The following is a 15,010-nucleotide window of genomic DNA, read 5'->3' on the forward strand; positions in this document are numbered from 1 at the left end:
CGCACTATACAAATAATGATATGTTAAAAAACAAAGCATGTTTAGACCGAAGTTAATAGATACTTTAAAAAATTATAGCCGGGAGCAGTTTAATAAAGACGTAATAGCCGGGCTTATTGTGGGCATTGTTGCCCTGCCGCTGGCTATTGCATTTGCCATTGCTTCGGGAGTATCCCCCGAAAAAGGGATTTTTACAGCTATTATTGCCGGACTGATCATATCGGTTTTGGGCGGTAGCCGTGTTCAAATTGGTGGGCCAACCGGGGCGTTTATTGTAGTTGTGTATGGTATTGTTCAGCAATTCGGAGTCAGTGGTCTGGTTATCGCAACTTTTATTGCCGGCATACTCTTAATTATAATGGGCTTAACTAAGTTAGGTAATGCCATCAAGTTTATTCCCTATCCATTAATTATTGGCTTTACGACCGGTATTGCGGTTATCATCTTTTCATCCGAAGTAAAAGATTTTCTAGGGTTAAAAATGGGAAACGTTCCGGCTGATTTTATAAACAAGTGGCTGGCCTATGGGCAGCACCTGTCTTCAATCAATGGTTATGCAATAGGCATCGGGCTGTTCACTTTACTGTTGGTTTTTCTGTGGCCCAGGATTACCCGCAAGGTACCAGGTTCAATAATTGCCATTATCATCACAACACTGGCAGTTCATTTTTTTCATCTCCCGGTCGAAACTATCGGTAGCCGCTTCGGGGCAATTCCATCTTCTTTGCCTATGCCTGTTATCCCGGCTGTAAGCCTTGCAACGCTTCAGCAATTAATACGGCCGGCGTTTACCATCGCATTGCTCGGCAGTATAGAATCTTTATTATCTGCGGTAGTGGCAGATGGTATGATAGGAGGGAACCATCGCTCAAATACCGCATTAATTGCCCAGGGTTTTGCCAATATCTGCTCCTCTATTTTTGGCGGAATTCCCGCAACCGGGGCTATTGCACGTACAGCTACCAATATCAAAAATGGTGGAAGGACCCCGGTTGCGGGCATCATACACGCAGTTACCTTGTTGATCATCCTCCTTTTTGTCGGCAAATGGGCGGCCCTTATCCCAATGGCAACCCTCGCAGGTATTTTGATTGTTGTAGCCTGGAATATGAGCGAGCTGGAGAATTTTATCAGCGTTTTTAAAGGATCGAAAAGCGATGCTGCTGTTTTGATAACCACCTTCACCCTTACGGTATTGGTTGACCTGACGGTAGCTATTGAAATAGGAATGATACTCGCCGCTTTCCTGTTTATGCGAAAGATGATGCAGGTTAGTTCCGTGCAACAAACTGTCCTGTCGACTGACAGGGGAGAAGATGTGCTTACAACGGCATTGATTCCCAAAGGGGTTGATGTTTTTGAGATTACCGGCCCCTTGTTTTTCGGCGCAGCCTATAAATTTAAGGATGCGATGAATGTGATAGAAAACCCTGCCAGGGTATTGATCATCAGGATGAGGAACGTTCCCGTTATTGATGCCACAGGCATCCGGGTATTGCGTGAGGTGCACACAGCCGTAAAAAGAAACGGAACAAAACTAATCCTGGCAGAAGTGAATAGCATACAGGTAATGGAAGAATTAAAAAAGGCGCGTTTAATATTTCAAATCGGCAAAGGAAATATCAGGGATACCCTTGAAAATGCGTTGAAGCGGGCAAATGACATTTTGCGGGGATAGAAAGGCAAATGGGCAATTTTTGACAGGTTTCACTGTACTCCCTGTACGGTAAACTTAAAGCATGTCCCTTTGTTCAATTCGCTTTCCACCGTTATGGTATCGCCATGTGTTACTAAAAAGTCTTTACAAACAGCAAACCCTGGTCGGTGCCCTCTTCCATGCTGGTGCCTAACAGGGAGGTTGAACTAGAGTCGCAGGACAACATGTCTTTGGTTTCCCGCGACATACCTCGCCAAGCCATGCGTTCCGGCTTGGCTTGCAAAACAATTTCGCTAGCCTGGAGGTTAACAAAATACTGCCTTCGAGCGTGTATACTTAGCGCGCCACCGATTGTTAATTCAAATAATTTATAATGGCTTGTTCATCAGATAAATCAACGAATGTCGCCGCTTCCCAGTCAACCAGTAAAAGACCCCACCTTAACCCCACATCATTGAGAAATGAGATAAGTTTTTGTCTCTCAATATTCCAGGCATGGGTTAACCATATATTTTTTACGATGTAATCTTGATAGTCGAAATAAATAGCTGCATAATCAGAACCAAAACCAACGGTATCAATACTTTGAATACGATAATCCTGCCCGTAACCTGTTAGAACCTCTGATGCACGTGGAAGATGTAGTTCTGATAAAAAATTTTCAAGCTCGCTTTTTTGTATGCTTATTGTACTTAGTCCGATTGGGTTTTCGTCCCGTATGAAAATTTCCTTGTAACCCGTGCCATCGAAATTCTTCTCGGAAGAGCCTTCTATTTGATTACATTGTAATTTAATGAAATTCAGGTTTTCTTTCGGTAAAAGTTCTACCTGACAAAAATCATCTTCATGGAAAAATAATGGGGAACTCAAGCTTTGTTTTTGAGTTTTATCACCTTTAAAAATATTCCAAAATCCCACGATGTGCGTTATTTAATGTCTGTCATTCTATAATTATCTCATCCGCAAAAATATACGATGGGCTACCTTTACTCTCATGCCAGTCCGGCAACGGACCGTACTGTTTGGCAATCACCTTAATATAACGTGCACTGGCATTTAGCGGAGCCGTATAGTCCTGGGTTTGTATGTTTAAATCTGCAACGTCAATTTTAGTGTTAACGGTAGCAGCAAGCTTGTAGTTTACGCCATCGTCCGATAACCAGTACTCCACTTGTTTTGGGAACACAATCCACGCGCGGCTATCCTGCAGGGCACCGAAGGTTACCTGTTTTACGGGTTTAACCTGCTGCATATCAATTATGGCAACAACATCGTTGCCCTGGTAGCCCTGCCAGTTGCCCAGGCGCCAGTTGGCTTTGCCGCGGATTCCGTTGATTAAAGTATTATCGCCCTGGTCGGCGTAGTTGGGCAGGTATTTGTTTACAAGGGTGAGCTTGATATCGTCGCGGATTTTGGTAAAGGTACCGCTTACCACAAAGCTTGATTTACCATTTTGAATGGCGATTGCTTTTACGTTTGTATTCACTGTAATATCTAACGGCCCGCCATATCGCGTAGAGGAAGCTGTAGGAGCGGAGCCATCCGTCGTGTAGTAAATCTTCGCATCTTTTTCGGCAACCTTTATTTCAACTTTTATGGGTTGCTTAAATGTTTTCGATGGTGCTATAATGTAAGGATTTGACAAGATAAGACTATCCGTAATCTTCGATGTCGGTTTTTCAAGGCTCGAAACGAATATATTGTTCGGCAGTTTACCGGTCAACACTTCAAAATCACCGCCCTTTACAATATCATCATAACTAAGGTAAAGCTTGTTATAGGCTGATTTATTCAGGTTCATGCCCTGCAAATAAATATTGCCCCGGCTTATGCTGCTGCCGGGATTGGTGATGGTGAATTTTTTACCGTTCTCTAGGTTTATAACCGCCTTATCAAACTGCGGCATGCCAATCTGAAATTGCTGCTGACCCGGTGCAATGTTATAAATTCCCAATGAGCTCATCACATACCAGGCCGACATCTGCCCGCAATCTTCGTTACCCGAAAGGCCATCCGGTTTATCGCTATACTCTTCGCGCAAAATGCGGCTTATGTATAATTGAGTTTTCTCAGGCGCATCGGTAAAATTATACAGGTAAGCCATGTGGTGGCTTGGCTCATTGCCGTGGGCATATTGACCAATCAAACCGCTTACATCATCCTGCTGGCGACCGCTTAGTTTCGAGTCGGTTGTGAACAGTTCGTCCAGTTTGGTTTCGAAAGCCTGTTTGCCGCCCATCCGCGCCGCGAGGCCTTCAATATCGTGTGGCGCTAAAAAAGAATACTGCCACGAGTTACCCTCGGTATAATTGTTGTTTATTTCTGTAGGCTCAAACGGCGTATACCAGCCGCCGTTGGCACGGGCCTGCATAAAGCCATTTTGGTTATTATAGTTGTTTTTCCAGTACTGCGCACGTTTGATGAACTCGGTGTAGTCCTGTGGTTTGTTCAGCATTTTGGCCATTTGGGCAATACACCAGTCGTCAAAAGCATATTCCAGTGTTTTTGAAACAGACTCCGGCTCATCGTCAGATAGCACCACGCCATTATTTCGGTAAGAATCCATCCCAAACTGGTTGCGGTTTACGGCAGCTTTCATCGCTGTAAATGCCTCCTCGGCATTAAAATCGCGGATACCCTTGGCGTAAGCATCCACAATAACGGGAATGGAGTGGTTACCCACCATACAAAACGTTTCACTTGACGCAAGCGGCCAGATAGGCAGCAGCCCGCCCTGCTCGTACATCGCCAGGAAAGATTTTATAAAATCAAGCGTTCGTTTGCGGTCGATTAAATTCATTAAAGGGTCTTCTGCGCGATAGGTATCCCATAACGAGAATACGGTATAATAGTTAAAGCCGTCGGCTTTGTGCACTTTCTGGTCCATTCCCCGGTATTGCCCATCAACATCACTATAAACATTCGGGGCAAGCATGGCGTGGTAAAGCGCAGTGTAGAATATAACATGCTTTTGTTTAGCGTAATCAACTGGTTGCACTTTTTTCGGAGCACGGCCGCGATAGTTGCCATTGCGGCTGTTATAGCCAGCGTTCGGGTCCTGTGTGTTTTGCGGCATTTGTTGTGCCTTTGCATCCGGCCCGCCACCCTCAACCTCTATTTTTGCCAGTTGATCTACCCATAATGCCTTCGCATCGCGTTGCACTTTTTTAAAGTCGAAATCGGGAACTTCGGTATCCAGGTTTTTTAAAGCGCCATCAGCGCTTACTGATGATATCCCCACTTTTGAAATTACTTCGCCGGGATTATCAAAACGGATATACATTTTTATGTTTTTGCCCTGCAGCTTGTTTTTACCTTGCTGCAGCTGGTCGTCGCTGGCTATACCATAAGTTTTAAAGGGCTTGGAGAACTTGGCATAAAAGTAAAGCGATTGGTCGGTAGCCCATGAGCTCGAACGGCGGAACCCACGAATTTCATGGTCATTAACCACCTCGATCCACGAATCAAGCACTACATCACGGTGCTGCAGATCGATAATAATATTGGCTTCTTTAGTGCTGGGGAAATTATAACGGTGAACGCCGACACGGGTGCTCGCGGTAAGCTCTACATCTATATCGTATTTATCTAAATGCGTTTTGTAGTAGCCGGGACTTGCCACCTCATTTTTCTTTTGAAATGCCGACATATAATCGGTGTTTTTAAACTGCGGGTCGCCGGTAGTTGGCATAAATAGCACGTCGCAGTAATCGGCAATGCCGGTACCGCTTAAGTGGGTATGCGAAAAGCCGTAAACTGTTGTATCGCTGTAATAATAGCCCGAGCATCCGTCCCAGCCTGTTAAGCGGGTATCAGGGCTGAGCTGCACCATGCCAAACGGTACTACCGCTCCCGGGTAAGTATGCCCATGCCCGCCTGTGCCGATAAAAGGGTTAACATATTTAGTGAAATCTTTCTTTTTTTGGGCGGATGCCGAAAGAGCCAGAATTGAAACAAGACAAAACGAAAGTATAACGCGGGATAAGATCTTCATTGAATTAGTGGATGATTTACAGAGGGTAAAAATAGATTAAATTATCTGTACAGGAATTTAAGGCATAAAAAAGAATTGTATGTAACAGGAATTTAACGCTTTTTAACGGTTTTTAACGTCTTTTAGCTTTTGCGTTCGGTATTTTGTTTATACCATTGAAAAAATAAAATCCGAGCCTAAATGCCTGTCAACATATGTAAATTCAAAGCGCTTTTTTTAGTTTCATTATTTTTTCCAGGCGCGTTGTTTGCGCAAAAAACCTTCAATGTCACGATTGAATTAGATAGCAGTGTTAATCCGAAAAATGTTCATTATCAATACGATAATGGGAAAAGTACAATATTTGTACCTGATACCTTTGGTAACAACCGAACCATCGTATTACGTGGTTCGTATTATTCGCCATACGCAGCGCTTAATGTAAATTACAGCGATTCCACCAAGAACTACTTTGGTAATGACTTCTTTCTAACAGAAAAGCCAGCCAGAATTAACTTTTACTTTAAGCCAAATATGGACAGTTCGTTGGACTATTCACATGTTGAAAACGCTGTGAGGGTTTATGATACAGTTGATAATAAAATATTGCTCAACCTTTGGGCTTTCACAAAAAAGGAAGGTATGGTCCTGGGTGCTTTTTTTAACCAGAACAAGGCGGCACTCGGCCGCAACGACTCGATTAAACTGGAGTTTGTCAAATTGTACAAAGCCCGGGTTAAACGCGCAATGTTATTTTTTCAGAACTATCCAGGCGATTACTTTTCATTTTGGTATTTCCGTAACCAGTTGGTGCAGCTGCCTAACGGATATCTGAACCGGGACACTGCTTTTCTAAAAGAGCAACTGGTTTATTTTAACACGATTTTCCCGGCAAAATTTACTAAAAGTATTGAGGGACAAAATTTGAAGGAAATATTTGACGCTGTTTTAAGCCCCGTGAAAACGGGCGAGATGGCCCCTGCATTCTCTTTAATTGATCTCGACGGAAGAAAAATTGATTTGCCAGCACTGAAGGGTAAATACGTGCTGCTTGATTTTTGGGCCACCTGGTGCGGACCTTGTATGGCCGAAATTCCCTTCATAAAGGAGATAAGGAAAAAATATCCTGCAGGTAAACTGGTAATTATTGGGATGAGCCAAGACAGAAACAAGAAAGCCTTTGCCGATGCGATAAAAAAAGAGGGAATGAACTGGCTACACTTTTTTGACAGTGAAGGCGATATCAGCAGGCTTTATGGCGTGAATTATTTCCCAACGCTGATATTAATTAACCCTATTGGAAAGATAATTTACCTGAGTGATGGAAAACTGGAGGATAAAGATGCTTTGCGGCCGGTATTGACGCGATTCCTAGATTAAAAGGATTTGCAGGATTCAGCTCCATCGAGGGTAATCCTGTAAATCCTGTTAATCGCTAAATCGTGTCTAATCGCTAAATCTCAGTCTTTATTTCAAACTCATCCATATCCTTCAAAAAAGGCAGTGCCCGGCGCGTTTTCTTCACTTCCTCGGCAATAATGGTAAATGTGTACATATCCTCTTCATCGCGTTTGTAGTAAACCACATTGCCGTTAGGGTCAATACAGGTAGAATCGCCGGAGTGGTAAACTTCATTACCATCATGGCCAACACGGTTAACAGCAATCACATAAGCCTGGTTCTCGATGGCACGGGCGGGTATCAGTGCACGCCAGTGGGCAATTCGGCGCTCGGGCCAATTGGCAACAATCAACAGTAAATCATATTCGGCATCAACATTGCGCAGCCATACCGGGAAACGCAGATCGTAGCATATCATGGGGCAAACGTTCCAGCCGTTAAGTTCGACTATCAACTTTTTGGTACCGGGGGTATAGGTTTGGTGTTCTTTGCCAAGGGCAAACAGGTGGCGCTTATCGTAGCATTCGTAGGTGCCATTGGCGCGCATCCATATTAAGCGGTTATAAAACTTGTTTTCATCTTTAATAATGATGCTGCCGGTTATTACGCATTCATATTTTGCGGCAATTTTTTGCATCCACTTCATGGTTTTACCGCCCATTGGCTCGGCCAGCTTTTCGGCTTCCATGCTGAACCCGGTGTTAAACATTTCGGGTAAAATTATCAGGTTTGTTTTTTCGCGGATATTGGAAAGTTTCAGTTCAATATTCTGCAGGTTCCTGTCAATATTTTCCCAATATAAGTATCCCTGGAAGACCGTAATTTTTAAATTATCCATTTCGTGCGCAGTTCATAGTTGATGGTTCATAGTTCATAGTAGAAATGGCCTAAAACATTGGCATCAACCCGGTAAACAATTAAACAATAACAAGTAAATCTATCCTTATAAGCAAAAGTTTTATCAGAACCGGCCAATTAGCTATTTAACAATAAACGACCATGAACTATGAACCGTCAACTATGAACTCCTCACAACTTTAACAATCTATCAACGGCTTTATCCAGCGTTTCTTGCCTTTTGGCGAAACAAAAACGTAAAACATGGTGGTCGGTACCCTGGGTGTAAAACACCGATGTGGGTATGGCTGCCACCCCAATTTCCTTTGTTAAGCGCAGGGCAAAGTCACTGTCTTTTTCGTCTGTTATTTTATTAAATGTTACCGATTGAAAATATGTTCCTGAACATGGCAGCAATTCAAACTTTGTCTGCTCCAGTCCTTTACGGAAATAATCGCGCTTTTGTTGGAAAAAATCAGGCAGCGACAAATAGGTGTTCTCATCCTTTAAATGTTCGGCAATTGCATACTGTAAAGGCGCGTTTACGCTGAACACCAAAAACTGGTGCACTTTCCTGAATTCCTGCATTAAAAAAGCTGGTGCCATACAATAGCCAACCTTCCAGCCGGTAGCGTGGAATGGCTTACCAAATGACGCCACAATAAAGCTGCGCTGCTGTAATTCCGGGTAACGGGCCATTCCATGGTGCATCTCCCCGTCGAATATCAAATGCTCGTAAACCTCGTCGCTCAAAATCAGTATGTCCTGATTTTTTACTAAGGCACTTAGCTCGTCGATGTCTTCCTTGTGCAATATGGTAGCAGTAGGATTATGCGGCGTGTTAAGGATAATCATCCTTGTTTTGCTGTTTATCAGTCGTTTTACCATATCCCAGGGGATGCGGTAATCAGGGGGCGATAACTCCAGCGATTTCACAATACCGCCGGCCAGTTTTATGGCTGGGGCGTAGCAATCAAAAGCCGGTTCAAATATTATTACTTCGTCGTTGGGGTTAATAACGGCGGTTATAGCAGTAAAAATTGCCTGCGTGCCACCTGCAGTAATGGTAATCTCGGTGTCGGGGTTATAAACTGCGCCGTAAAGTTTTTCTGTTTTTTTTGCGATTTCCTCGCGCAGGGCCATAACGCCTGGCATCGGCGCGTATTGGTTATGCCCATTCTTCATTGCATTATTTACCAGCTTTATCAGTTCGGGCGAAGTTTCGAAGTCGGGAAAACCCTGCGACAGGTTTATGGCTCCAACCTCGGCCGCCAGGGCCGACATTACGGTAAAAATTGTGGTACCCACCTGGGGTAATTTAGAAATAATAGGTGTCATGCAGGGGCTAAATTACGTTTTTGAGGTGAAAGCAGGAAATTGACAAGTGGCTAACCCTTTTCCTTTTGCCTTTCACCCTGTATTTTCTACCTTAGCATCATGAAGCACCTAAAATACCTTCCGATAATTTTATTAGCTGTTGTGATCGCCTCATGCCAGCAAGGCCAGAAGAAAACAGAACTGCCAGTTGTTGGCTTTGTTGACGCCTTCCAGGATGCATCGATTGCGCCGGCACGCACAGGTTTTATCGATGCCCTGAAAAAGAATGGCTTCGAGGACAAAAAGAATATAACCATCGACTATAGCAACGCCCTTGGCAGCATCCCTACGCTTACACAGATAGTAAACCGCTTTGTATCTCATAAAGTTGATTTAATGGCGACATGCACTACCTTATCGTCTATAACCGCGGCTCAGAAAACCAAAACCATCCCCATTTTTATGATGGTATCGCCAACAGTAAAGCTGATGAACATGGAAGACGCCAGTGGCAAAGGACAAGCTAACCTGTTTGGTGCGGTTGAGGACTTGAATTATATCGATACTTCATTTTCAAACATTCCAAAATTTATGAAGCCAAAGGCTGGCAAGCTGGTTGTAGGCATGATCTATAACCAAAGCGAGCCGCAGTCTGTTGATGCGAAAAAAAGGATACAGGCTGATGCTGATAAATTAAATATCACGTTGGTTGCATTGCCGTTAAACTCGTCGGCCGAGGCGCAGCTGGTTACCAAATCGTTATTGTCGAAAAATATTGATGCGTTTTTTGCTAATCCTGATAACAGTGTGTTCGCATCCTTCGAGACCATTTTGAAAAGTTGCGACCAGGCCAACGTGCCCATTTTTACCAGCGAAGCCGGTTTGGTACAGCGTGGTGCGGTTGCTGCTTTTGGCGCCGATATTTACCAATGGGGCTACCAGGCCGGCGAACAGGCAGCGCAGTATTTAAAAACAAAAAGCACTGCCGGCCTACAACCCGAAATGGTGAAAGTACGACGCAGGGTGTATAATGCGGCCGCAGCAAAAAAATACAACATTACCGTATCTTCAAACTTCGAGGCTGTTAAATAATGGATTTTTACCTTACCGCGCTGCTACAGGGGCTTTGCTTTTCGGCATTGGCATTGGGGATTTTTATATCGATGAAGATATTTAATATTCCCGACATCACTACCGATGGAAGCTACACGTTAGGTGGTGTGGTTACGGCGGTAATGATAACCCATCATCAGCCAGCATATATTATTTTACCTGCAGTGATAGTGGCCGGTGGTTTGGCCGGGGCGTTAACGGGCATAATCCATACCAAGTTAAAAATCAATGCACTGCTTGCGGGGATTTTGGTAATGACCGCCTTGTACTCCGTTAATCTTTCTATAATGGGCACTTCAAACCTGCCGTTAAACAGCTTGCCATCACTGTTTTCGTTATTGCATATAAGCTCAGATGCCAACCATAATGCATTTTTTATAGTAGCAACATTTGTGCTGGTAATAGTAGTTCTTATCGGTTACCTGCTTAAAACCGACTTTGGTATAGCCATGCGGGCAACGGGTAACAGCGAATCGATGATAAGGGCGCTGGGCGTAAATACCGACCGGATGAAAATTACCGGCCTGGCGCTTGCCAATGCTTTGACAGCTGTCAGCGGTTACCTCATCAGCCAGTACCAGGGGTTTACTGATATTAGCATGGGTATCGGCATAGTGATTATCGGCCTTGGCTCGGTAATTATTGCCGAAACTTTGATTAACTGGTTTAAAATAACTTCGGTTTGGTTAAGCTTAGGTTTAGTATTGGCCGGCGCAATAATATTTCAATTAGTGCTTGCATTGACGCTGGATATTGGAGTAGATGCCAATTTGCTGAAATTGGTAACAGCTGCGTTTGTGTTGATAATAGTAAGTTTGCCGAGGTTGAAATTTGGACGGACCAGGTAAGCATGGGGTAGGGAATCAGTTAAAAAATTAATGCAAAGCGTTCCATTTTTGCACGTGGAACACCCGGAACGCTATGAAACACGCTAATTATCAGGGTGTTGAATTTTGTGCTAATTATTAAAAACGTAATAACACAGCCTTTATATCCAATTTACGTTAATCATAGCGCTCGAATAGGAGTTAGAAAAGAAACTAAATGATTGATCTTAACGCCATCCACAAAACCTTCAACCCCGGCCAGCCAAACCAGGTAAACGCCGTTAACGGCATCGATCTAAAAATAAACACGGGCGAGTTTTTAGTGATTGTTGGCTCCAACGGCTCGGGCAAAACAACCTTGCTTGATATGGTTGCCGGCAGCGTGTTCCCCACCTCAGGCACAATAGCCATCGACGACGAAAACGTAACCAAACTGCACGATTACCAGCGCAGCAAATGGATAGCCCGAGTTTTTCAAAACCCTATGAGCGGCACCGCATCCAATCTAAGTATCCTGGATAATTTCCGGCTGGCTGCTATCCGTACCAGGGCGAAGGGTCTGGGCATTGGTGTGAACGAAGTTTTTAAAAACCAGGTAAAGGAGAAGATAAGCACGCTCGGTTTAGGACTTGAAAATAAGGTTGACCAGCAAATGGGCACACTATCCGGCGGGCAGCGCCAGGCGTTAACCTTACTGATGAGCGTGATGGACAGCTGTAAAGTTTTATTGCTCGATGAACCCACCGCTGCACTCGACCCGCGTTCAGCAGACGTGGTAATGCGCACTGCCGATGAACTGATAAAAGATTACCGGCTAACAGCCATATTAATAACCCACAACCTCAAGGATGCTTTTACTTACGGTAACCGGATCATACTGATGGGCGAGGGGTACATCAGGAAAGACCTCGATACAAAAAACAAACAAAACCTGAAGCAAAGCGACTTGTTTGATTGGTTCTCGTGAAGAGACGCAAGAGTCAAGAATCAAGAAGTCAAGAATTAAGAAGAGGAGCTTCATCATAAGCGGCGCAAACTGTGACTGCCACTTGTTTTTTTATCTTGACTCTTGACTTCTTGCATCTATTTTTACCTTGATTCCTGGCTCTTGTATTTTGCTTCTGTTTTTTATCTTGACTCCTGATTCTTGACTTCTTGCATCTATTTTCTATCTTGCCTTAAAATTAACTGACTTCTATAAATGAAATACGCTAAACTACCCCTCTGCCTGTTGTTATTTGCAGGTATGTTCAATGCCCGTGCACAAAACGCAGATGAACCTAAATCAAATTACGATCAGCATAAAGTTTTTAATCCGCTGTTTTATCCCGAAAAAGGGAATGAATATCGTACGGCAAGTGGCGCTCCGGGTGCAAAATACTGGCAAAACCACGCTGATTACAAGCTAAATGTTACCCTCGATACTGCCAAACACAGCGTAACGGGTACCACGCTGATAACTTATACAAATAACAGCCCCGATGCACTGGGCTTTTTATGGCTGCAGGTTGATCAGAATATTTATAAAGAAGATTCGCGCGGCGTGGCTACAAGCCCGGTTGAAGGCGGTCGCTTCAGTAATAAAACCTTTACACAGGGCGATGAGATAAAAGGCGTTTACGTTATAACAAACGGCAAAGCCGAAAAGGTGGACTACATAGTTACCGATACCCGTATGCAAATTAAATTGAAAGATAATTTAGCTGCAGGCGGAGCAAAAATTCAGCTTAAAATTGATTACAAGTTTGATGTGCCCGAATATGGAACCGACCGTATGGGCCGCAAGCTCTACAAAAATGGCTGGGTGTATGAAATTGCCCAGTGGTACCCCCGTATGGAAGTTTATGATGATGTTACGGGCTGGAACGTAATACCATACATGGGCGCATCCGAGTTTTATTTGGAGTATGGCGATTTTGATTATACCGTTACGGCCCCGGCCAACCTGTTGGTTGTAGGTTCGGGCGAGTTGCTGAACCCGCTGGAAGTTTATTCGCCAAAGATTTTAGCGCGTTTTAATGCTGCTAAAGTTAGCGAGAAAACTATCATGATAAAGGACTCGGTGGATTTAAACAGCGCTGATTCTTATCCTAAAAAAGCAAGCGTGACCTGGCATTTCTTCTGTAAAAACGCCCGCGATGTTTCATGGGCCGCCTCAAAAGCATTTATATGGGATGCTGCACGTATTAACCTGCCGAGCGGCAAAAAAGCGGTTGCTCAGTCGGTTTATCCGCTTGAGAGTAAAGGCCAGGGCGCCTGGAGCCGTTCGACAGAATATGTAAAAGCGTGTATTGAATTATACTCGTCTGAGTGGTTTGAATATACTTACCCGGTGGCCACCAATGTTGGCGGCATAGTAGGCGGGATGGAATATCCTGGTATAGTATTTTGCAGCTCACAGAGCCAGGGTGGCGGTTTATGGGAAGTTACCAACCACGAATTTGGCCATAACTGGTTCCCGATGATAGTAGGCTCCAACGAGCGTAAATATGCCTGGATGGATGAAGGTTTCAACACATTTATAAATGGAGTTGATACCAAAGTGTTTAATAAAGGCGAATATTGGGAGCCGGCCGACCAGCAAAAGGCCGCAACAGCAATGTTTGCGCCGGGGGCAGATCCGATTATGAGTACGCCCGATGTGATACAACCTGATTATTTAGGCTATGCAGCTTACGAAAAACCAGCTTTGGGACTTAAAATTTTGCGTGAACAAATATTAGGTGAACAGCGTTTTGACTACGCGTTTAAAACCTATATTAAACGCTGGGCCTTTAAGCATCCAACGCCGTGGGACTTTTTCCATACCATGGATAACGCCGCCGGCGAAGACTTAAGCTGGTTTTGGAATGAGTGGTTTACTACTACCTTAACCCTGGATCAATCGGTAAAAGCGATTGACTATGTTGAAAATGATCCGACAAAAGGCTCGCTGATAACCATTGAGAACAACGAGGGTATGGCATTGCCGGCGATCATAAACATAAAAGAAGAAAACGGTAACTCAAGTACAGTTAAATTACCTGCCGAAATATGGCAGCGCGGCGGTGTCTGGACATTTGCGTACAAATCAACATCAAAAATAACTTTTGCCACACTCGATCCCGACCATTTTTTGCCGGACATTAAGCCGGACAATAACTCACTAAGCGGCCTGTCGATGGCGAAAGATGTAACAGTAAACTCGGTCGTTAAAAAATACCTGGACGCTATTGGTGGCGAACAGCGGTTAAAGGACATAACCGACCTGACTATAACTGCTGAAGGCAATGTACAGGGCTATACATTTGTAAAAGTGAGCAAATACAAAACTCCGAATAAGGAGCTTATTGATGTTACCGTGCCGAAGTACAATAACTTCAGCCTTAGCCATGTAATTGTTAATGGCGATAGCGTTACCGTTACGCAAAATGGCCGCCCTGCACCACTTGCAGGCAAAAGTGAAAAAGGCGCCGTGCTGGCCCGCTATAAACTGTTCCCTGAACTGGATTTTAGCAGGCAGGGATACACCACTGTGCTCGATACAAACTACCAGGTGGTTAACGGACAACTGGCTTACCTCATTACCGTAACCGGCCCCGATAATATAACCGTGAAGTATTTTTACGACCAAAAAACCGGGTTAAAGGTTAAACAATATACCGATGTTGTAAACGCTACGATAATGGAATTTAGTAACTATCAAAACGTAAACACCGGCATCAAACTACCATTTAGCGAGATGAACAGCGTTAACGGTCAGCCTATTGAATTTAAGGTTCAAAGTGCAACGGCTAATACAGGAATTGGTGCCGATGTGTTTAAGTAGGGAGAGTTGATTAAGTGGTGGGGTGCACGATATTTTAAATATTTTCACTTCATTTAATCGTTTGTTTTTATATTTAT

Annotated in this window: 10 protein-coding genes and 1 pseudogene; 6 read left to right on the top strand and 5 right to left on the bottom strand. The window is 43.9% G+C overall.

Features of this window, described 5'->3' with window-relative positions; all coding sequences use genetic code 11:
- Window positions 1-37: 37 nt before the first annotated feature.
- On the top strand, window positions 38-1,678 hold the full coding sequence (locus Q0R52_RS20775; RefSeq protein ID WP_295797977.1) for a SulP family inorganic anion transporter: 1,641 nt from the start codon (window positions 38-40) through the stop codon (window positions 1,676-1,678).
- A 29-nt stretch (window positions 1,679-1,707) separates the two neighbouring features.
- Here Q0R52_RS20775 and Q0R52_RS29380 read toward each other — a convergent pair.
- From Q0R52_RS29380 to Q0R52_RS20785, 3 genes and pseudogenes are all read right to left on the bottom strand, one after another.
- Window positions 1,708-1,830, bottom strand: a pseudogene (locus Q0R52_RS29380) (hypothetical protein); the annotation flags it as partial.
- 181 nt (window positions 1,831-2,011) lie between these two features.
- On the bottom strand, window positions 2,012-2,575 hold the full coding sequence (locus Q0R52_RS20780) for a hypothetical protein (RefSeq protein WP_295797980.1): 564 nt from the start codon (window positions 2,573-2,575) through the stop codon (window positions 2,012-2,014).
- A gap of 22 nt (window positions 2,576-2,597) precedes the next feature.
- Window positions 2,598-5,651: a GH92 family glycosyl hydrolase gene (locus tag Q0R52_RS20785; protein WP_295797983.1), complete on the bottom strand. Its 3,054-nt coding sequence runs from the start codon at window positions 5,649-5,651 to the stop codon at window positions 2,598-2,600.
- A gap of 180 nt (window positions 5,652-5,831) precedes the next feature.
- Here Q0R52_RS20785 and Q0R52_RS20790 point away from each other — a divergent pair, with 180 nt between their 5' ends.
- A complete protein-coding gene (locus Q0R52_RS20790) occupies window positions 5,832-7,010 on the top strand; it encodes a TlpA disulfide reductase family protein (RefSeq protein ID WP_295797985.1) in 1,179 nt (392 codons plus the stop codon).
- A gap of 73 nt (window positions 7,011-7,083) precedes the next feature.
- On the opposite strand, the gene Q0R52_RS20795 is transcribed toward Q0R52_RS20790, so the two are convergent.
- Together Q0R52_RS20795 and Q0R52_RS20800 are read right to left on the bottom strand one after the other, a co-directional pair.
- Window positions 7,084-7,869 carry an amidohydrolase gene (locus Q0R52_RS20795; RefSeq protein WP_295797986.1) on the bottom strand — a complete coding sequence of 262 codons (786 nt, stop codon included), beginning with the start codon at window positions 7,867-7,869 and terminating at the stop codon, window positions 7,084-7,086.
- A 191-nt stretch (window positions 7,870-8,060) separates the two neighbouring features.
- Window positions 8,061-9,206 carry a methionine aminotransferase gene (locus Q0R52_RS20800; protein ID WP_295797989.1) on the bottom strand — a complete coding sequence of 382 codons (1,146 nt, stop codon included), beginning with the start codon at window positions 9,204-9,206 and terminating at the stop codon, window positions 8,061-8,063.
- 99 nt (window positions 9,207-9,305) lie between these two features.
- Between Q0R52_RS20800 and Q0R52_RS20805 the strand changes: the two genes are divergently transcribed.
- The 4 genes from Q0R52_RS20805 to Q0R52_RS20820 all read left to right on the top strand — a co-directional run bounded on the left by Q0R52_RS20805 (window position 9,306) and on the right by Q0R52_RS20820 (window position 14,933).
- On the top strand, window positions 9,306-10,277 hold the full coding sequence (locus Q0R52_RS20805; protein ID WP_295797991.1) for an ABC transporter substrate-binding protein: 972 nt from the start codon (window positions 9,306-9,308) through the stop codon (window positions 10,275-10,277).
- Window positions 10,277-11,146, top strand: coding sequence for an ABC transporter permease (locus tag Q0R52_RS20810; RefSeq protein WP_295797994.1), 870 nt, complete (start codon window positions 10,277-10,279; stop codon window positions 11,144-11,146). The genes Q0R52_RS20805 and Q0R52_RS20810 overlap by 1 nt, the downstream gene beginning before the upstream one ends.
- 196 nt (window positions 11,147-11,342) lie before the next feature.
- A complete protein-coding gene (locus Q0R52_RS20815) occupies window positions 11,343-12,092 on the top strand; it encodes an ATP-binding cassette domain-containing protein (RefSeq protein ID WP_295797995.1) in 750 nt (249 codons plus the stop codon).
- A 234-nt stretch (window positions 12,093-12,326) separates the two neighbouring features.
- A complete protein-coding gene (locus Q0R52_RS20820) occupies window positions 12,327-14,933 on the top strand; it encodes a M1 family metallopeptidase (protein WP_295797997.1) in 2,607 nt (868 codons plus the stop codon).
- Window positions 14,934-15,010 lie beyond the last annotated feature (77 nt).

Source organism: Mucilaginibacter sp. (genome assembly GCF_025359345.1).
In the GTDB taxonomy this organism is placed as follows: Bacteria; Bacteroidota; Bacteroidia; order Sphingobacteriales; family Sphingobacteriaceae; genus Mucilaginibacter.